General features: G+C 69.5%; 16 protein-coding genes. 7 read left to right on the top strand and 9 right to left on the bottom strand.

Annotated elements, in window-relative coordinates; all coding sequences use genetic code 11:
• Nucleotides 1-25 precede the first annotated feature (25 nt).
• A complete protein-coding gene (locus tag Q664_RS29560; RefSeq protein WP_043403244.1) occupies nt 26-889 on the top strand; it encodes a ketopantoate reductase family protein in 864 nt (287 codons plus the stop codon).
• Between the two features lie 25 nt (nt 890-914).
• On the opposite strand, the gene Q664_RS29565 is transcribed toward Q664_RS29560, so the two are convergent.
• From Q664_RS29565 to Q664_RS29575, 3 genes are all read right to left on the bottom strand, one after another.
• Complete coding sequence (locus Q664_RS29565) at nt 915-3,104, bottom strand: spermidine synthase (protein WP_043403246.1); 2,190 nt, start codon at nt 3,102-3,104, stop codon at nt 915-917.
• Nucleotides 3,105-3,201: 97 nt separating this feature from the next.
• Nucleotides 3,202-4,026, bottom strand: a complete 825-nt coding sequence (locus tag Q664_RS29570; RefSeq protein ID WP_043403248.1) for an SDR family oxidoreductase — start codon at nt 4,024-4,026, stop codon at nt 3,202-3,204.
• A 45-nt stretch (nt 4,027-4,071) separates the two neighbouring features.
• Entirely contained in the window at nt 4,072-4,935 is an 864-nt protein-coding gene (locus Q664_RS29575; protein ID WP_235216927.1) for an aldo/keto reductase, read from the bottom strand.
• A gap of 220 nt (nt 4,936-5,155) precedes the next feature.
• Between Q664_RS29575 and Q664_RS62295 the strand changes: the two genes are divergently transcribed.
• The gene (locus tag Q664_RS62295) at nt 5,156-5,281 is read left to right on the top strand and encodes a hypothetical protein (RefSeq protein WP_268811417.1); all 126 of its coding nucleotides are present in this window, start codon (nt 5,156-5,158) and stop codon (nt 5,279-5,281) included.
• Nucleotides 5,282-5,284: 3 nt separating this feature from the next.
• On the opposite strand, the gene thiE is transcribed toward Q664_RS62295, so the two are convergent.
• The 4 genes from thiE to cra form a co-directional block, all read right to left on the bottom strand.
• The gene (thiE, locus tag Q664_RS29580) at nt 5,285-5,950 is read right to left on the bottom strand and encodes a thiamine phosphate synthase (protein WP_043403251.1); all 666 of its coding nucleotides are present in this window, start codon (nt 5,948-5,950) and stop codon (nt 5,285-5,287) included.
• A gap of 13 nt (nt 5,951-5,963) precedes the next feature.
• On the bottom strand, nt 5,964-6,758 hold the full coding sequence (gene thiM, locus Q664_RS29585) for a hydroxyethylthiazole kinase (protein WP_235216928.1): 795 nt from the start codon (nt 6,756-6,758) through the stop codon (nt 5,964-5,966).
• A gap of 56 nt (nt 6,759-6,814) precedes the next feature.
• The gene (locus tag Q664_RS29590; protein ID WP_043403254.1) at nt 6,815-7,852 is read right to left on the bottom strand and encodes an aldo/keto reductase; all 1,038 of its coding nucleotides are present in this window, start codon (nt 7,850-7,852) and stop codon (nt 6,815-6,817) included.
• 105 nt (nt 7,853-7,957) lie between these two features.
• Complete coding sequence (cra, locus tag Q664_RS29595) at nt 7,958-8,941, bottom strand: catabolite repressor/activator (protein ID WP_043403256.1); 984 nt, start codon at nt 8,939-8,941, stop codon at nt 7,958-7,960.
• A gap of 111 nt (nt 8,942-9,052) precedes the next feature.
• On the opposite strand from cra, the gene ptsP reads away from it, so the two are divergent.
• The 5 genes from ptsP (at nt 9,053) to Q664_RS29625 (ending at nt 16,115) form a co-directional block, all read left to right on the top strand.
• Nucleotides 9,053-11,926, top strand: a complete 2,874-nt coding sequence (gene ptsP, locus Q664_RS29600; protein ID WP_043403259.1) for a phosphoenolpyruvate--protein phosphotransferase — start codon at nt 9,053-9,055, stop codon at nt 11,924-11,926.
• Complete coding sequence (gene pfkB / locus Q664_RS29605) at nt 11,926-12,891, top strand: 1-phosphofructokinase (RefSeq protein ID WP_043403262.1); 966 nt, start codon at nt 11,926-11,928, stop codon at nt 12,889-12,891. Before ptsP ends, pfkB begins: the two co-directional genes overlap by 1 nt.
• A complete protein-coding gene (locus tag Q664_RS29610; RefSeq protein WP_052518826.1) occupies nt 12,888-14,717 on the top strand; it encodes a PTS fructose-like transporter subunit IIB in 1,830 nt (609 codons plus the stop codon). The genes pfkB and Q664_RS29610 overlap by 4 nt, the downstream gene beginning before the upstream one ends.
• Before the next feature lie 185 nt (nt 14,718-14,902).
• Entirely contained in the window at nt 14,903-15,514 is a 612-nt protein-coding gene (locus tag Q664_RS61300) for a hypothetical protein (protein WP_235216929.1), read from the top strand.
• Nucleotides 15,515-15,629: 115 nt separating this feature from the next.
• On the top strand, nt 15,630-16,115 hold the full coding sequence (locus Q664_RS29625; RefSeq protein ID WP_052518827.1) for a hypothetical protein: 486 nt from the start codon (nt 15,630-15,632) through the stop codon (nt 16,113-16,115).
• A gap of 50 nt (nt 16,116-16,165) precedes the next feature.
• Here Q664_RS29625 and cglD read toward each other — a convergent pair whose 3' ends face one another.
• Nucleotides 16,166-18,913 (bottom strand): adventurous gliding motility lipoprotein CglD, encoded by a 2,748-nt coding sequence (cglD, locus tag Q664_RS29630; RefSeq protein WP_043403267.1) that lies wholly within the window; start codon nt 18,911-18,913, stop codon nt 16,166-16,168.
• 282 nt (nt 18,914-19,195) lie between these two features.
• On the bottom strand, nt 19,196-19,762 hold the full coding sequence (locus tag Q664_RS61305; protein WP_235216930.1) for a hypothetical protein: 567 nt from the start codon (nt 19,760-19,762) through the stop codon (nt 19,196-19,198).
• Nucleotides 19,763-19,978: the final 216 nt, after the last annotated feature.

Here is a 19,978-nt window from a genome sequence, read left to right on the forward strand (position 1 = left end):
TCCCTCGCGGATTACCAAGGTCCGCATGAAAATCGCCATCGTCGGTCCAGGTGCCATCGGCAGCACCTTCGCCTTCCATCTCTCCCGGGCAGGCCATGAAGTGACGGTCGTCGCGCGTGGCGCACGCCTCGCGTGGCTCGAGAAGGAGCGCGCCATTGTCACCACGGATGAGCGGCGCGCACCGGTCGAAGTGAGCGCTGCTCTCGATACCACCACCCCGTGGGATCTGGTGCTGGTTACCGTGCTCGAATCACAGGTCGATGCGGTGTTGCCCGCGCTGCGACAAAGCGCCGCCAGGCAGGTGATGTTCATGTTCAACACCTTCGCGCCGCTCGACCGGTTGCGTGACGCGGTGGGGGCTCAGCGGTTCGTTTTTGGCTTTCCCGCCATCCTGGCCGAACTCCAGGACGGCAAGCTCAAAGCCCGGGTCATTCCCCGCTCGTTCTCCGCCGTGCAGCTCACCATCGTCACCGACCCGGCATGGGCCGAGACCTTTTCAAGGGCTGGCATTCCCACCGACACCCAGGCCGATATGCACAGCTGGCTGCGCACCCATGCCGCGCTGGTGGTGCCGGTGATGATTACCGCGGACCGTGCTCACAAGCGCGGGTCCGGGCTGTCATGGACGGAATCGCGCCAGCTCGCCTCCGGCCTGGCCGAGGGATTCGAAATCGTTCGTTCCCTCGGCCATCCCGTGACGCCTTCGAACCTGGCGGTCCTCGGCAGGATTCCGGCTCCTGTCCTCACGCTCGGGCTGTGGTTGCTCAGCCGGAACCCCACGATTGTCGCCCTCGGAGGGCAAGGACCCGGTGAAGCGCGCACGCTGATCGACGCCATGGTTGCCGCCGCACCGGCGCGGAGTGCGACGCTTCAATCCCTGAGGCCGTGAGGCCACCCGGCATCCTCTTCTGTGTTCAGGGGGCGGCGGGAGCGGCCACGGGAGCGGGAGCCACCGCGGGCTCCTCGAGCTCGACGAGGCCCTCCCGGTTCACCCCGAGTGCCCGGAGGAACGGGAGCAGGCTGTTGCGCTCGTCCGTCCACCGCTTCTTCGGTGCCTCGGCGAAGGCCAGCCGCTGCACCCGCTTGCCCTCGCGCGTGAAGGTCTCTCCCCGGGTGAATCGCCCGTCCTGGTCGATGACCACCCAGAAGCTGCCGCGCGCGTCGTCCTTCTTCTCCGTCGTCACCAGCGTGGCCGGCAGGCCAGAGGACCACGTGTGCGCCACGGCGATGGGCAGCAGGTCCAGGTGCACGTTGCTGATGTGCAGTGCCAGCACCCCGCCGGGCGCCAGGTGCTTCCGGTAGGCCTCCACCGCCTCCTCGGTGAGCAGGTGCACCGGGATGGAGTCCGAGCTGAAGACATCCACCGCGAGCACGTCGAAGCCCTGCGCCTGGCCGCGCGCCAACTCCTGCTCGAGCAGGATGCGCGCGTCTCCCTCCACCACCTCCACCCGGGCCGGCGTGTCGCTCAAATAGGAGAAGTAGCCGCCCTCGCCCTTGGCCAGGGAGATGATCTGCGGGTCGATCTCATAGAAGCGCAGCGTGTCCCCGGCGCGTCCCAGCGCCGCCGTGGTCCCCACGCCCAACCCCAGGATTCCCACGCGCAGCCCCGGTGGCTGCCCCGTGAGCTCCTTGAGCCGCCGCTGCTCGGTGAGGGCCAGACCCAGCCCACTCTCGGCCGTGTAATAGGCCGTGGGCCGCATGCGCCGCTCGGGCCGCGTGTACTGGAAGCCGTGGATGATGTCTCCGTGCCGCAGCACGAAGGCGTGCTCCTCCTGCTCCCGGCCCAGGGGCTCCGTCACGTGCACCACGCCGAAGAAGCCACGCCAGGAGCCGATCACGTGGCGCTCGTCCGACACCGCCAGCCCGAGCCCGCCAGCCACGAGGAGCAGCAGCAGGGCCGGCACATACCGGAAGGCGGCGCGGGCCACCGTCTCGTCCGGGGCGCGCCGCAGCAGCAGGAGCACCGCCAGGAAGCAGCAGAGGCCCAGCGTGAGGGGGTACTCCAGGTAGACGTTGAAGACGCGAGGGGCCACCAGGTGGACGAGCCCCGCGCCGAGCACGCCGCCCGCGGACACCCAGAGGTAGAAGGCTCCGAGGAACCGTGGCGCGGGCCGCAGCCGGTACAGCTCCCCGTGGCACAGCAGCGCTCCGGAGAAGAGCGCCGTCGAGTGCACGAGCAGTTGCACGAGCAGGGACACGTGCGCGCCCTTGTAGGTGATGCGTGTCACTCCGCCCACGGCCACCAACAGCAGCAGCGCGGTGAAGAGGCGCGAGTAGAGCGCCTCTCGCTCGAAGGCGATGATGAAGGTGACGAGGTACAGGGCCAGCGGCAGCACCCAGACGAAGGGCCCCGCCGACACGTTCTGCGAGAGCTGATTCGTCGTGGCCAGCAGCAGCACCGAGGCGCACGTGCTCAGCCCCAGCCAGGCCAGGGTGGGCGCCACGCCTGGAGACTCGGCCGTGGCCTCTTCCCGGGCCACCTGCGCGGGTGCCTCCTCATGGCGCAGCACGCCCACGGCGCACATCGCGCTGCCAGCGGCGAAGAGGAGGAAGCCTCCTCCCCATACCCAGGCCTGCACGCCTCGGCCCAGCCAGGGCTCGACGAGCAGTGGATAGGCCAGCAACGCCAGGAGCGAGGCCGTGTTGGAGAGGGCGTAGAGCCTGTAGGGCGAGGCGCCTGGCCGCATGCGGCTGAACCAGCTCTGGAGCAGCGGCGCGGAGGTGGACAGCGTGAAGAAGGGCAACCCCAGGGTGGCCGCGAGCATGGCCAGCAGCCGCGTGGTGGAAATCCCATCCGCCGCCGGCCGCCACTCGAGCCCGGGAGCCACGGGCGAGCCCACCAGCACCGCGCGGCCGAGCAGCACCACCACCGTGATGCCCAGCAGTGCCAGGTGGACGCGCGCCTGCCGTTTCGGCGCCAGCCAACGGACGCTCGCATACGAGTAGGCGTACCCTCCCAGGAGCATCGCCTGGAAGAAGAGCATGCACGTGGTCCACACCGCCGGCGTTCCGCCGAACCAGGGCAGCGAGTACTTCCCCGCCAGCGGTTGCACACCAAAGAGGAGGAAGGCGCTGAGGAAGAGGGTGACGGCGTATCGGAGCATGGGGGGGTCGCCTCGCGCGCAGCATATCCCGCGTGAGGGGAAAGGCATCGCCCATGCCTGGCCGCCTGCTGTCGAAATCCCGGGGAGGGAGGCTCGCTCAACCCCGGGTCAGGCCATAGTAGGACATGACCATCTTCTCGAAGGTCTTCGAGGGCAGGAAGGCCTTGGTGGCCGTGAGCACGCGCTGCGACAGGTGGCCCACGGTGGAGCGCACCTCGGGCACCCGCCGGCCCATCAACGCCAGCACCTGCTCCGCGACGGCCTCGGGCGTGACGCCGGCCCGCTCCTCCTTCTCGATGATGCCCAGCGCGGCCTCGAAGTACTCCTGGTAGGAGGAACCGGGGCCCGCCTGGCGCACCCGTACGCGGTTGTCCGTGATGGGCGTGCGCACGTCCCCGGGCTGCAACAGCGTCACCCGCACGCCGAAGGGTGCCACTTCCTGGCGCAGGCTCTCCGTGAGGCCCTCCAGCGCGAACTTGCTCGCGCTGTACAGCCCCTGGAAGGGCAGGCCCACCACACCGCCCAGGGAACTCACCTGGATGATGAGCCCCGAGCCCCGCGCGCGCATGTCCGGGAGCACCGCCTTGCAGACGCGCAGCACGCCGAAGAAGTTGGTGTCGAACTGGCGTTGTGCCTCCTCGAGGGAGGTGTCCTCGATCGCGCCCGCGAGGGCGAACCCCGCGTTGTTGACGACCACGTCGATGCGGCCCGACTCCGCCAGGACGGTGTCCACCGCCCGCCGCACCGACTCGTCCCGAGTGACATCCAGCTCCAGCATCCGCCCGCCCTCCAGCGTGGTGCCAGGCTTGCGGCTCGTCCCGTAGACGGTGTGACCCCGTGCGCTCAGCAGCCGCGCACAAGCCTGCCCGATACCCGAGGATGCTCCCGTGACGAGGACGACCTTCGCTTCAGTGGATGGCATGTGGTGTTCCTTGGAGGGAGAGGCCGAAGGTTGACTCAAGCCCGGTCAAGGCACGGGATGCCCAGCGGAGGCCTGCCAGATGGAGAACCACTGCTGGCGGGTCAGTGCGAGCGACACGCCGCTGACCAGGTCGCGCAGCCTCCGCACCCTGCTCGTGCCCAGGACAGGCACCGGACGGGCGGGGTGATTCATCAGCCACGCGATGGCGATCGCACCCGGGTTGTCATGGCCATGCTCCGCCCCCACGGACACCAGGGCCTCCCGCACCCGCCGCTCCCGCTCTCCCTGGGCCGAGAAGAGGTTGCCTCCCCCGAGCGGAGACCAGGCCATGGGCGCCATGCGCAGCCGCTGCGCGTGTTCCAACGTTCCGTCGTGCAGCGGCTCCAGGTGCAGCACCGACAGCTCTATCTGGTTGGTCACCAGCGGCCGGGACAGACGGGACTGGAGCAGCTCGATCTGCTCGGGCGTGTGATTGGAGACTCCCACGTACCGGACCTTGCCGGACTGGCACACCTCGTCGAGGGCCGCCGCCGTTTCGTCGGCATTCATCAGGGGATCCGGCCGGTGGAGCAGCAGCAGGTCGAGGTAGTCGGTCCCAAAGTGACGCAGGGAATTCTCGACCGAGGCGAGGATGTGCGCACGGCTGGTATCGTAATGCTTCACCCGGTGCGTGGGCCGCTGGCTGCTCTCGAGCATGATGCCGCACTTGGTGATCAACTCGATGCGGCCGCGGTCGCCACGCCACTCCCGTAGCGCCCTGCCGAAGAGCGCCTCGACCTGGTAGTCGCCATAGATGTCGGCGTGGTCGAAGCTGGTGATGCCCAACTCCAGACAGGCATCGATCCATCGTGCGAGTCCAATGGGCTCACGTGTCTCCTCGCCCTGGAATGCTCGCCAGAGACCTGCCACGAGGCGTGAGAACTCCGGTCCTTTGGGGTGCAGTCGCTGTCTGCCAACGGTCATGTTCGAGGAACGCATGGCCCATGACCATAGCGTCAGGCGCCGGGTTCGGGCACGAGGGACCGCGTGTTCGTCGCCCAGGCGCTGTGCATGACCTGCTGACGCAAGGTCCTTCTGCTGGGAGCACTGGTGTGGGCTGGATGTGGACGCGAGGTGCATACCTACCGGATTGCTCCATCTCTGGAGCCGGGCACCCGCGCGCCGCCTGGGCGAGGAGTCCTTCGCCCTCGAGTTGGCGTTTCCCGAGACGGAGGGCACGCCGCTCCGGCTCCATGCCGTCCAGGACCTGCCGTGAGGGTCACCCCGGCGGCGGAGAGGCCCTGAGCGCGAGTCCCTCCCGGACGGCTCTGACGAGGGCACTCGCGGCCAGCTCGCAGTTCTCCGCGGAGCAGATGGTGGAGACCACGGACACGCCGTCCGCCCCCGCGGCGATGACCGCCGGGGCGTTGGCGGCGGTGATGCCACCGATGGCCACGATGGGGACGGGCAGCAGGCGCCGCAGCCGGGCGAGCTCCTCCAGCCCGAGCGCCGGGGTGGCGTCCGCCTTGGAGCCGGTGGGGAAGATGGGGCCCACGCCCGCGTAGTCCACCGCCGCCGGGTCCAACGTGGGCAGATCCGCCGCCCCGGTGATGGACAGGCCCACCAGCGCGTCGGGCCCCATCAGCCGTCTGGCCACCTCGGGCGGCAGGTCGCCCTGTCCCACGTGGACGCCATCCGCCCCGAGCGCCAGCGCCAGGTCCACCCTGTCGTTGACGATGAGCGGCACTCCGAGCGGCCGCAGCCGGTGGAGCAGGGCCCGGCCCAGCTCCAGCGTCTCGCGGGCCGAGCCCTCCTTCTCGCGGAGTTGCACCACGGTGGCTCCACCGCGCACCGCGGAGAGCACCACGTCCACGAGCGCCCGCCCACGCGACAAGAGGCGGTCGGTGACGAGATAGACGGACAGGTCGGGCACACGGCGGGGCATGGCGGGCGTCTCCTCAGCGCACACGGGCGCGGGCGCGCACGGTGGACTCGTCCAGGGTGTGGAGCACGTCCAGCAGGTGCAGCTGCAGCGAGCCCGGCCCCTTGGACTGCGCGGCGGCGAGCTCTCCGGCCAGGCCCAGCACGACGAGGGCGCGCGAGGCGGCCAGTACCGTGTCGGGCTCCACGGCCAGGAAGGCGCCCACGAGCGCGGAGGCCGTGCACCCCATGCCCGTCACGCGGGACATGAGCGGATGGCCGTTGTCCACCGCCACCACGCGCGAGCCGTCGGTGATGTAGTCCGTCTGGCCCGTGACGGCCACCACGGTGCCCAGGTTGGAGGCCAGCCGCCGGGCCGCCTCGAGCGAGGCCTCGGAGGACTGGGTGCTGTCCACTCCGCGCGTGGCGCCCGCCTCGCCCGCCACCGCGAGCACCTCCGAGGCATTGCCACGGATGACGGCTGGAGCCTGCCGTGCCAGCTCGGCGGCGGTGGTGGTGCGATAGCGCGTGGCCCCGGCGCCCACGGGATCCAACACCCAGGGCACCCGGGACTGGCGCGCGGACTGGATGGCCAGCCGCATGCCCTCCACCCAGTCCGGTGACAGGGTGCCGATGTTCACCACCAGCGCCTGCGAAATGGCGGCGAACTCGGCCACCTCCTCCCGCGCGTGGACCATGGCGGGCGAGGCCCCCACGGCGAGCAGGGCGTTGGCCGTGTTGTTCATCACGACGTAGTTGGTGATGTTGTGCACGAGCGGCGAACGCTCCCGCACCGCCTTCAGCGACTCCCATACCCCGGTGATCAGGTCCACCGCGAGCTCCTCTCCAGCCGTTTCCGCCGTCCTCTACACCGGGGCCGCTGGCGTTCCTAGCCCTGCATTTCGCCCTGGGGCGGGAAGCCGTGCTGCTGCCGTCCTTCGTTGCCCTCGTAGACGGCCGTCGTCTTGAACAGCTCGAAGCGCCCGTCCGCGGCGAGTGGCGCCACCCGGTTGCGCAGGGCCGCCATCTCCTCCTTCGTCATCGGCTTGAAGCCGCGCGCGATGGCGAGGTTCTGCTGGAGGATGTCGGGGGAGTCGATGCCCGTGATGGTGACGGCGACCGGCAGGCTCATCGCGTAGCGGATGGCCTCCTGTGCCGTCACCACGCCCTGCTTCACCGGGTTCGCGTTTCCCGTCAGGCTCTTCATGCCCAGGGGGGCCATCTTGCGCTGGAGCACCAAGGGGAGCACCTCCCGCTCGAAGCTCCGGAAGCTGCCGTCGAAGACGTTGAGCGGCATCTGCACCGAGTCGAAGGGGAAGCCGTGCTTCAGCATGCGCAGGTGCAGCTCCGGGTGCTTGTGCCCGGTGAAGCCCACGAAGCGGACCTTGCCCTGCTTCTTCGCCTGCTCCAGCGCCTCCACCACGCCGCCCTTCTGGAAGTGCAGCTCGGGGTCGTTGGCGTAGGCGACCTCGTGGATCTGCCACAGGTCCAGGTGATCCGTCCGCAGCCGCCGCAGCGAGTCCTCCAGTTGCTTCATGGCCACGTTCTTGTCGCGGCCGTGCGTGCACACCTTGGTCATCAGGAAGGCCTTGTCGCGCCGGCCCTCGAGCGCCTTGCCCATGATCTCCTCGGAGCGGCCCTGGTGATAGTCCCAGGCGTTGTCCATGAAGTTGATGCCGGCATCGAGCGCCTCCTGGATGATGCGGATGCCCACCTGCTCATCCTTCGGCTTGCCGATATGGAACCCGCCCACGCCAATGGCGGAGACCTTCACCCCCGTCTTTCCGAAGGTCCGCATGGGCATGGCATCGGGGCTCGGAGCGGCGCTGCCCTCGGCGGCCTCGGCCTCCGTTGTCCTGCCTCCCACGCTCGCCGTGACGGCGGCCACGCCTGCCAGCTGCAAGAACTTCCTGCGCGACGAATCCATGAACCCTCCAATGACGGAGGGCGGAACGTAACTGGACCGGCGTGGCGCGGTACGCCGGTCCACGCCCATCCGCTCCACGGGTCCGCCAGGCGACACAGTGTCCGCTCAGTCGCGGCGCTTGAGTTCACGAGCCACCACCTCGCAGCCTGGCTCGTAGTGGCCCTGGACCGCTTCCAGCGCGCGCGCCAGCGTCAGCTCGGCGATGCGCTCGTGCCGCTGCGGCAGCGAGTTGACGCGCAACGGGAGGAAGTCGAGCAGGCGATCGTCTCCGAACGTCGCCAGCCGCAGCGACCGGGGCAGGCCGGCGGGTGACTCGAGCAGCACGTCGAGCACGCCCTGCAGCAACGTATAGGAGCTGGTGACCAGTGCGTCCGGCAGGCCGTGGCGGGCGAGCAGCTCGCGCATCAACAGGGCGCCGCTCTCGCGGTCGTACCGGGCGCCGGTGAGCTCGTGGACGTGCTCGAGGCGTCCCTTGACGGCGCGCCGGAAGCCCTTGCGCCGCTCGACACTGATCGACAGCGCGGGCACCGCGTCGAGCCAGGCGATGCTCCGGGTGTGCTCCTCCATCACCGAGCGCGTCAGGGCCTCGGCGGCGGACACGTTGTCGCTGATCACACAGACGAAGTGCTTCGGGTCCAGCGCGCGGTCCACGGCGATCACCGGCGTGCCGCCCTCCATCAGCCCGGTGTAGAACGAGTCCTTCGCGGGCAGTGCGCTCGCCACGATCAACGCATCACAGCGCCGCGCGCGCAGGGTCAACGCGAGCTCCCGCTCCGTCTGGGGGTCATCGCCAGAGCCGACGATCAGCAACTGGTAGCCCTCCTTCCGGGCGCCGTGCTCGAGCAGCTTCGCGAGCCGGGCGTAGCTGGCGTTCTCGAGGTCTGGCACGATGAAGCCCAGCGTGCGGCTGGCACCGCGACGCAATGCGGCGGCCTGGGCGTCGATGCGGAAGTCGTGGCGCTCGACCACGGCCATCACCCGCGCCACCGTCTTGGGGCTGATGCGGCGCGCCTCGGCCTGTCCGTTCAGCACGTAACTGGCCGTGGTCCGAGAGACGCCCGCCAGCCGGGCAATGTCCGCCAATGTCACTTCGGCCTCCTGAGGCCGGGGAATTTCAGTGGGGTCCCTGGCATTCAACCCATACAGGTGACACGATTCAGCAAGTCATCTATAAGCCTTGGGACGGGGAGAACGCAACGGATGCTGACGCTGACTCGGGACGATGTCCGGCTGGGTTGCCGCGCCGCCGATTGGCGTGCGGCGTTGGACCAGGCCGCCGCCGCGCTGGTGGAGGCCGGCCGGGTATCGGCCGAGTACCTCGAGGGGCTGCTCGCCCGGGAGGCCCAGTCCTCCACCTATCTGGGCCACGGCATCGCGATCCCCCATGGCACGCCGGAGAGCCGGCGCTACGTGCGCTCCACGGGCGTGCGCGTGCTGCAGTTTCCGGAGGGCGTTCCGTGGCACGACGGTTCCCGGGTGAACCTGCTGGTGACGATCGCCGCGCAGTCCGACGAGCACCTCGACATCCTGCGTCAGCTCACACACGTGCTGAGGCGTGACGGCGTGACCGAGACGCTGGCCCGTGCGACGACCGCGGACCAGGTCATCGCGGTGCTGTCCCGCGCGCCAGTATCGGCGAGGCTCGATGCCGGGACGCTCTGTCTGGGCGTGCCGGTTCGCGATCATCTGGAGCTGGCCCTGGCCGCGGCGGCTCGTCTGCGTCATGCCGGCTGTGTGGACGCGGGCTTCGTCGCGGCGATCGCCGGTCAGACACCGCTGCCTCTGGGTCAGGGACTCTGGCTCGTGTACAGCTCCGCCGGCGTCAAGACACCGGCCCTGGCGCTGGCGACTCCAGCCCAGCGCTTCCGTGTCGACGTGGGGGAGGTTTCCGGCGTCTTCTGTCTGGCGGCCCAGGGAGACACGCATCGCACGCTGCTCGTGCGGTTGGATGAGTTGCTCGCGCGCGGAGACGGCGCCGGGCTCGCGGAGCTGCCAGCCGAGCAGCTCCTGGCACGGCTGTCGGGTGAGTCTGGCCAGGCGGAGACCGCTCGCGTCCGCCTGCTCAACGCGCATGGTCTCCATGCCCGGCCGGCGAAGGAACTGGTGATGGTGGCGCGGGCGCAGACCGCCCAGGTCCGCGTCCGCCTGCTCGAGGGCAGCGGGGAGGCGGTCTCCGCGGCCAGTCTGACGAGTGTGCTCAGTCTCGGCGCGCGGCGGGGCCAGACGCTGGTGTTCTCCGCGGAAGGGGAGGGCGCCGCGGCGGCCGTGGCGGCACTGGCCGACGCGGTGCGTGGCGGTCTGGGTGAGCCGGTGACGCCGCTCCAGGAGACGCGCGAGGAGGGCGCCGCCCGGACCGCTCAGGCGCCTCGGGCCGCTCCGGTGGAGCCGGTCGTCCCTCCCGGGGCCGACGAGCCGCTGACGGCCGTACCGGCCGCGCCAGGACTCGCGATTGCGCCTGCCTACGTGCTGCGCCTGCCGGACTTCAGTTACCCCGAGCAGGCCGAGGACTCCACGCACGAGCGCGGACGGCTGGAGCGTGCGCTCGACGGTGCCCGTCAGCAGCTCGAGACATTGGTGAAGCGGACGGTGGGGGGAGAGGTCGCGCAGATTCTCTCCATCCACACGGAGATGCTCGGAGACCCGGACCTGCGCGACGCGGCCTTCGAGTCCATCGGTGGAGGTGCATCGGCCGAGGCCGGCTGGTGGCGCGCGATCGACATCGCGGCGCGAGCGCAGGAAGCGCTGGCGGACCGGTTGCTGGCGGAGCGCGCCGCGGACCTGCGCGACGTGGGCCGCCGCGTGCTCGGCCTGCTGTGCGGCGTCGAGATGCCGATGCCACCGGAGCAGCCCTACATCCTGGTGGCCGACGACGTGGGCCCGTCCGATGTCGCGCGGTTGGATACGGCGAAGGTGCGCGGGCTCGTCACCGCGCGCGGAGGAGCCACCTCGCACAGCGCGATTCTCGCACGGGCCCTCGGCATCGCCGCCGTGGTGGGCGCGGGTGAGCGCGTGCTGGCGCTGGCCTCCGGTGTCGAGCTGATCGTCGATGGCGAGGGTGGACGCGTGGTCGCCGCTCCGACTCCGGAGCGCCGCCAGCGCACCGAGCGGCGCATCGAGGAGCAGGAAGTGCTGCGGCGGGCGGCGCATACCCGGCGGCACGAGGAGGCACGTACTCGGGACGGCCACCGCGTGGAGATCGCCGCGAACCTTGGCAATACCGCGCATGCCGCGGATGCCGTCGAGCGAGGGGCCGAGGGCATTGGCCTCCTGCGCACCGAGTTCGTGTTCATGGAGCATTCGGAGGCGCCGGACCTGGCGACGCAGATCGCCGAGTACGGCGAGGCGTTCGATGCGCTGGCGGGCCGTCCCCTGGTGGCGCGGACGCTCGATGTCGGTGGTGACAAGCCGCTGTCGTACTGGCCGATGCCCCACGAGGAGAATCCATTCCTCGGCGTGCGTGGCATCCGCCTCACGCTGATGCGGCCGGAGGTGCTCGAGACGCAGCTCCGCGCGCTGCTGATGGCCGCCGGGACGCGTCCGGTGCGCATCATGTTCCCGATGATCAAGGACATCGAGGAGTTCCGCGCGGGCAAGGCGATCTTCGACCGCGTGCAGGCCGAGGTGAAGGCCGCTGACGTCCAGCTCGGGGTGATGATCGAAGTGCCGTCCTGTGCGTTGCTCGCGCCCACGCTCGCGAAGGAAGCCGACTTCTTCTCGATCGGCACCAACGATCTCACCCAATACACGCTCGCGATCGACCGTGGCCATCCGCAGCTGTCCGCGCAGTCCGATGCGATGCACCCGGCCGTGCTGCGGCTGATCCAGCTGACGGTCGAGGCCGCTCATGCCGAGGGCCGCTGGGTGGGTGTCTGTGGCGAGCTTGGCTCGGATCCCCAGGCCATCCCGGTGCTGGTGGGCCTGGGCGTGGATGAGCTGTCCGTCAGCAGCCGCCGCGTCCCGTTGGTGAAGGCCGCCGTCCGCGAGCTGACGCTGCCGCGGGCGCGCGAGCTGGCCGGGCTCGCATTGAGGCAGCCGACCGCCGCCGCGGTACGCGAAGCCCTGGAGGCGGTCTGATGGCACGGATCCTGACGCTGACGCTGAACCCCGCCCTGGATCTCGCGATCCGCCTCGGGCCCATCCGGCTCGGTGAGGTCAACCGCACCGAGAGCACCCGGCTCGACGCCGCCGGCAAGGGCATCAACGTGGCGCGGGTGCTCAGGGACCTGGGCCATGACGTCACCGTGTCCGGCCTGCTGGGGGTCGACAACGAGACGGCCTTCGTGCGCGCCTTCGCCCGCTACGGATTGCACGATGCGTTCGTCCGGATACCGGGCGAGTCGCGCATCAACGCGAAGCTCTCCGAGCCGGACGGGCGGGTCACCGATCTGAACGGGCCGGGTCCGCTCATTCCGGCGCACGCCCTGGACATGCTGTCCGTGCGCCTGGGGCCGCTGCTGCCCGGAATCGAGGCCGTCGTGATCTCCGGCAGCCTGCCGCCGAACATGACGCCCGCGCAGCTCGCCAGCCTCATCACCCGCATCCGCGAACGGCAGATGCCGGTGTGGCTGGACACCAGTGGTCCGGCGCTGTTGGCGGGTCTGGCCGCGAGGCCCACCGGCGTCAAACCCAACGAGACCGAGCTGGCCGACTGGGCCGGCCACCCGCTCGACACTTCCGAAGCACGGCTCCAGGCCTCGCTGCGGCTCAATGCCGAGGGCATCGAGGACGTGTTGGTTTCCGCCGGGGCCGAGGGCGTGATCTGGGCCCAGCGGGGTGAGGCCCTGATGGCCGAGTCGCCGCGGGTGACGGTCGTCAGCACCGTCGGCGCTGGAGATACGCTGCTGGCGGGGGCGCTGCACGGCGTCCTGTCCGGCTGGCCGCGAGAGCACAGCCTGCGGTTCGCGACGGCGCTCGCCGCCGAGTCCGTGCGCCACATCGGCGTGGGTGCTCCATCCGCCGGGGATCTCGACATGCTTCAGGAGCAGACGGTCGTGCGGAGCCTGCCCGTGAAACCCCTCACCGGGGAGACGCATCGATGAACGTGATCATCATCACGGCCTGCCCGAGTGGTGTGGCCACGACCTTCCTGGCCGCTCGGGGGCTCGAGCGTGCCGCGAAGCAGCGCGGTTGGAACGTGACGGTGGAGATGCACAGTCAGCTCGAGCCGGTCGTCCCGCCCGGCCCCGTGGCGATCGAAGCCGCCGACCTGGTCGTCGTCGCCGCGAGCGCGCCCGTGGACCTCACCCGGTTCGTCGGCAAGCGCGTCCACCAGGCGCCGATCTCCGAGGCGCTGCCCGATCCGGACGCCTTCCTGAAGCAGGCCGAGCTGAGCGCCACGACGCTGACGACGGCCGCGGTGGCCAGCCATCCCGAAGCGGCGCCCGTGCCCCTGGCCCGGTCGTCCACGGAGGGTGGGAAGAAGATCGTGGCCGTCACCGCCTGTCCCACGGGGGTCGCCCACACGTTCATGGCGGCCGAGGCGCTGACCCGGGCCGGGCAGGGGCTCGGCCATTCCCTCCGCGTCGAGACGCGAGGCTCGGTGGGCGCGCAGGATCCGTTGACCGAGGAGGAGATCCGGGATGCCGAGGTGGTCATCCTGGCCGTCGACATCGAGGTCGACTCGTCGCGGTTCGCGGGCAAGCGGGTGTGGCGGACCTCCACTGGCACCGCGCTGAAGAAGTCCGAGCAGACGATTCGCGATGCGCTGGAGAAGGCCCAGGTCATGGCGGGCGCGCCGGGCCGTCCGGCGGCGGAGGGCGCGGGAGGCAAGGCGGCAGGCCGGGGCGGCCCCTACCAGCATCTGCTGACCGGCGTGTCCTTCATGTTGCCGATGGTCGTCGCCGGCGGCCTGCTGATCGCCCTGTCCTTCGTGTTCGGCATCGACGCCTTCAAGCAGGAGGGCTCGCTGGCGGCGGCGCTGATGCGCATCGGCGGCGGTGCGGCGTTCAAGCTGATGGTGCCGCTGCTCGCTGGTTACATCGCCTACTCCATCGCCGACAGGCCCGGAATCGCTCCCGGGATGATCGGTGGCTATCTGGCGAGTGAGCTCGGGGCCGGCTTCCTCGGAGGCATCGCCGCGGGTTTCATCGCCGGTTACGCGGCACGAGGCCTGAGCCGCTACGTCAAGCTCCCGGCCAGCGTGGAATCGCTGAAGCCCATCTTGATCATCCCGCTCATGGCGAGCCTCGTCACCGGGCTGGTGATGATCTACGTCATCGGCGCGCCCATGGCCGCGATCATGTCGGCGGTGACGGGGTTCCTGACGAACATGAACTCCGGCAATGCGATCCTGCTCGGCGTGCTGCTGGGCGCGATGATGTGTTTCGATCTCGGCGGACCCATCAACAAGGCGGCGTATACCTTTGGCGTGGGGCTGCTGTCGGCGGGTGCCGGCTCGTACGGTCCCATGGCCGCGATCATGGCGGCCGGCATGGTGCCACCCATTGGCATGGGCCTCGCGAGCCTGCTCGCCCGGAACAAGTTCTCGGAGCCGGAGCGTGAAGCGGGCAAGGCCTCGCTGGTGCTGGGGTTGTGCTTCATCTCCGAGGGGGCGATTCCCTTCATGGCCAAGGATCCCCTGCGCGTGATTCCCATCAGCATGGTGGGTGGAGCGCTGACGGGCGCGCTGTCGATGTACTTCGGCGTGCAGTTGATGGCCCCGCACGGGGGCCTGTTCGTGCTGCTGATCCCCAACGCCGTCAATCACGTGCTGTTGTATCTGCTGTCGATCGCCGCCGGCGCGCTGGCGGTGGGCGTCGGGTATGCGCTGATCAAGACCGGCCGGGCCGAGCTGCCGGGCGCGGCGGCGCCCCCGCGGGACAAGCGCTGGGACATGGGGGCCGAGAGCGATCGCGCGGCGGCCTGAGCCTGGGGCTTCCGTGTGAGCCCGGATTTCTTCCGGGCACCGCGACGCCATCAGGAAGTGCGTGGCTGATAGGCTGGGCCTATCACCCCCATGAAAACCTTGTCTTGGTCACATCCGGGCGCGAGACGCATCTTTCCCTGTACGAAGCCAGCGTGTTGCCGCGCTGGCGTACTGGGAGGAAGTTCATGGTTGCTGCCCTTGCCGGATTGGGATCAGGAGCGCTTCACGCCGTCTCCGGCCCGGATCACCTGCTGAGCCTGGCGCCCCTCTCCCTTGGCATCGGCCGGAAGGCGTGGCGCGTGGGGTTGATGTGGGGGTTGGGGCATGCGCTCGGCACCCTGCTGTGCGTGGCGGCCGTGGTCCTGGTGGCCGCGGCGCTGGACCTGGAGGTGCTGGAGACGTGGGGGGAGCGCATCGCGGGCGGTGCGCTGGTGATGACGGGGATGGTGGGTTTGCGCCGTTGGTTGGCCCATCGCACGCCGGCCAAGGAAGCGGCCGCCTCCAAGGCCGGCGGGGCGAGCACGTGGGGTGTATTCTCCATCGGCTTCATCCATGGCCTGACGGGCGCCGCGGCGGTGCTGCTGCTGCTCCCGGCGGCGGTGGCCTCCTCGCCCGTGTGGCAGGCGCTGTACATCGGCGGCTTCGTCGTGGGGAGCACCGTGGCCATGGCGGGGCTCACGGCGGCCCTGTCCGCCGGTACGAGCGCCATGCCGAAGCCCGAGGCGCTCCTGCGGCACGTGCCGGCGGTCGCCTCGTTCGGTTCGGTGATGCTCGGCGGCTGGTGGATGGTGGCGTGACCCGTGGAGGTGGAGAGAGGGTGATGCGAGGAGGCGGGCTTGTGCTTACACTGACTGCATGCCCCTTCTACGCTCCTGGTCAAGTGTTCTGGGTCTCGGTCTCCTCGTGGGAGGAGTGGCCCTGGCCGAAGGCACCTCGGTCATCTCCGTGGACCTTCCGTATGACAATTACAACCTGCAGCTGCGTGGCGATGACATCGTGTCGCGCGACCTCCAGCTCCAGCGCGTCGGGACGGAGCTCCGCGGGCGGGCGCTCGGCTCGGTGGCGCAGCTCACGCTCAAGAAGGACGGCGTCTCGGGTGCCGTGGGCAGCTCGCCCGTGAATCTGAAGGTCCGTACGGAGGGAGACACCCTGCTCGCCGAGGGGGGCTTCATCGATGGGCCAGTGACGCTGCGCTTCAGCCCGAAGGAGCTTCACGTCTACATCAGCCAGTGCCGCTATGAGCTGGCGTTCGCCCAGGGCGTGTACGAAGGGCGGCGCAGCTGTGACAGCCGGCTGCTGCCTCCGGTGCGCTTCTCCGTGCCGCCCGATCTCCGCGAGCGGAGTCCCGCGGAGCAGGCGGCCCTGCTGCTGTTCGCGTTGGCTCCCGCGGCCAAATAGCGGGGCGCACTCCGGACCCGTCTCCTACCGGGTCCGGAGTGTACCGAGCACTAGTTGATGATCGGAATGCACCGGCAACTGCTCATGTCGCACCGCGCGGCCAGGCCGCAGGTGTCACCGCAGTTGGGCTTGCAGACGCACTGGTCACCCGACTCGTTGCAGCCGAGCAGCGGGCCCGTGCAGTGGTCCGGCTCGGTCTCGCTGTAGTTCGGGTCGTCCTTGCAGGGGGCGCCGCCGTCGGGAGCCTTCACCGCATCCACCCAGTACTGGTACGAGACGGCCACCTGGGTGGTCTCGCTCGAGGGGCGGCAGGCGCCGAAGAAGGAGAGGGTGCGCGCGCTGCCGTCGAAGTCGAAGCCGTTGACGGTGCTGCGCGGGATGTCACCGCTCGCCTTGCAGACGGCCGGGTCGCGCACGTTCTCCATGGCCACCTTGATGGAGGCGCCAATGGGCGGCTTGAGGGTCTTGTAGCCCGCGTTACCGATGGTATCGGCGATGATGGCCTCCATCGAGGTCTCGATGGACGCGGTGTCGAGGATGGAGCCGAGCACGCCGCCCGTGGTGTTGACCACCGACGCGTGGCGCTGCGAGCCGTTGGCGGGCAGTGGATTGAACTCACGCGAGCTCTCGGTCACGGTGCAGGTCTTGCCCGCATCGCAACCGCAGGCCTTGCCGGCCGGGCACACGATGCCGTGCACGGTGATGTGCCTGCCCGTCTTGTTCTTGGGCGCCGACAGCTCCGAGTTGGTGCCGAAGAACTCCGCGAACTCGAGGACGCTCACGCATTCACTGCCCGCCTTGTCCTTGCTTCCCCCGGTGCCGCAGTTCGCCTTGGTGGAATTGTATCCGGTGGTTTGATCATCCGCGTCACCGAGCAGCACGACGACGAGGATGGCGTCCTTGCGTGCCAGGGTGGGGGACTCGGAGGCTCCAGGCTCGGTGCCGGGCGTCATGTCGTCGATGGCATTGCGGGCCGCGCCGAGCAGGCCCTCGTTGCCGTTACCACTCAGGCCAACCCAGCAGCCGCCGTTGGCGCCCTCGGTGGAGCCGCCGGGGCAGGGCGCGGACTCGGGTGCCGCTGGGAGGCTGCAGGTGCCTCCCGTGCTGGACGAGCACGTGCTGCTCTCCGTCAGCCAGGACTTCACCTTGCTCACGTTGCGGGTGAAGCGCCGCAGCCGGGCCACGTTGGGGCCGTCGCCCGCGCTGCCCACGTGGTAGGCCGAGGTCACCATCGCCATGCGCCAGTCCATGGACGAGGCGTTGAGCGAGTCCGCCGCGGACTGGGCGGTGGCTGCCAGGGACAGCTGCGAGGTCCTCATGGAGCCGCTGTCGTCCACGACGAAGAGGAAGTCCACCTTGGCCACGGGGAGCGTGAAGCGCTCGCACTGTACCGCCGTGGGCTCGCCGAACTGGGCGAGCGCGGAGCCATCCGAGAGATCCTTGACGGAGAAGGCGGCGGGGCTGCCGCGGTTGCCACCCGTCACGCCCGCCAGGGGGGACACCGCGATGATCACCACGAGGCTCTGGTTGGAGCGATGCACGAACAGCGACTGGAGGCGGAAGTTGCCCGTCACGCCCGCGGCGGCGCTGCTGAGCCGGCCCGTGCTGCCCGGCAGCAGGGCATCCACCAGCTGGTCCGTGCGGCGCTTGAGGTCCGTGGTGGTGCCGGCCTGGTCATAGAAGGCCTGCACGGCCTCGAAGCCCTCCCACGTCTTGAACGACTGGGCGGTGCGGTTGCTCAACGCGCCCTTGGATGCGATGGCGGGCTGCAACTCCTCCTCGTCACCGAGCGCGGTCGTGGAGTCCGTGGGGGCGGGGCGCCGGAAGGCCAGGAAGGCCACCTTCGTGGTGCTGTCATAGCCGACGAGCCCCTTCACCTCGGTGCCCGACTTGATCTGCGTGACCTCCGTGAAGGTGGGCGGCAGGGCCAGCTTGATGTCGGCGCCCTCCTCGGACTGGAAGATCACGGGACGCAGGTTGCTGGCGGTGCACACCTGGCCGGCGGGGCCCGAGGCGTCGCTGGCGCGCGGATCCAGCTCGCCCGGGTCCACGTTGCCGTTCTGGTTGGTGTCCTCGGCTCCATCGCTCACGCCGTCGCCGTCGGAGTCCGGGTTCGTCGCGTCCGTGGTCGTGCCGGGGTTGGCGTCCGGGCGGAAGATGCCAGCGCAGTTGGCCTCGTCCAGGTTGGTGGTGGCGCCCACCTCCACGCCGTCGGAGATGCCATCTCCATCGGTGTCGAAGTGGCGCGGGTCCGTCTCGGAGGGCTCGCGGGTGCCGTTGGCGTCCTGGTCCTCGCCCTTGACGCTCCCGCTGGTCGGGCCGTCGCGCAGACCGTCACAGTCCGTGTCCACGAGCAGCGGATGCGTCTCGTCGTCGTCCACCTTGCCGTTGTGGTTGGCGTCCTCCACGCCGTCCAGCAGGCCGTCCCCATCCGAGTCCGCCTTCACGGGGCTCGTCTGCATCGAGGCATCCGCGTCCGCGGGGATGGTGCAGGAGGTCCCGTCCACCGCCTTGCCAACGCCCACCTCGAGCCCGTCCGGCAGTCCGTCCTGATCGGTGTCCGTGAGGCCGGGGTGGGTCTTCCGCCCGTCGTAGACCGCTTCGAATTCGAACTTGTCGCTCAGGCCATCACAGTCGGTGTCCTTGGCGGCGTTGTTCGGATCGTTGGGATCGGTGGGCAGTGGCGTGGGGCCGGTGTCCGGTGTGTCGCCGGGTCCCGTGTTGGGATCGGTACACGCGGATGCCGCTAGCAAGCTCATGGCGAGCAGTGCGGCGCTGATCAGTTGTCTTGGATTCATGGGGCCTTCCTCATAGATGCTCTGAGGTGTCTGGAATACCGCCCCCCCATTCGGCAATTCGAATCATATACGTTTACGTCCGTGTGACATCTTGTTTCGCTGGGGCTGGGATTTACGGCCCGAGGTGGATTCCGTTGCCAGTAGGGGATTTCATGTGTTGGTAGAATGCGTGGATTGTGAGAGGGATTGATCGCACCGGCAGGCTTTGGATCCAGCGAGTGCTCCATACGGTCAGTGCGTGGAGCGGATGTATGCGAACAGGGGTGTGCCTCGGATTGAGACTCACGGAGTTCGTGCCGGGATGTTGTCTATTTCGGCTCTCAACGGACGTGCTTCGTCAGGATGGGAAGACATAAGAAAGTGCCGTCGGCACGCACCCCCTCGCGTGCATCCCCTTCTGAATCGGAGGCCCATGATGTGCCGGAACTCGAGTTCCCTGGTGCTGATGCTGCCCTTGTTGGCTCTGCTGGGTTGTGACCCTGGCGGAGGAGGAGGGACCGGCCCCCAGGTGTCGGTGGCGTTGGAGCCGGCGGCGGTGACGCTGCCCATGGCTGGGACGCAACGCTTCACGGCGACGGTGACGGGGGCGAGCGACACGTCGGTTACCTGGACCGCGACGGGCGGGGAGATCAGCCAGGCGGGTGAGTTCACGGCGCCGAGGCAGGAAGGGATGTACAGGGTCCGGGCCACGAGCGTGGCGGATACGGCGCGGTACGCGGAGTCCGTGGTGACGGTGACGAAGCCGCCGCCGCCGACGATCCAGGTCTTCACGGCGGCGGCGTCGACGATCAACGTGGGTGAGGGCACGACGCTGAACTGGGAAGCGACGGGAGCCACGAGCTTGAGCATCGAGCCAGATGTGGGCACGGTGACGGGGACGAGCGTGACGGTGACGCCCGGCCACGACGACGACCTATACGCTGACGGCCACGAACGAAGGGGGCAGCGTCACGGCCACCACCACCGTGACGGTGCGGCAGCGGCCCACCATCTCCTCGTTCACGGCGGCGTCGGCGACGATCAACGTGGGGCAGAGCACGACCTTGAATTGGGAGGTTGAGGGCG

Origin of the sequence: Archangium violaceum Cb vi76 (assembly GCF_000733295.1) — a bacterium.
In the GTDB taxonomy this organism is placed as follows: domain Bacteria; phylum Myxococcota; class Myxococcia; order Myxococcales; family Myxococcaceae; genus Archangium; species Archangium violaceum.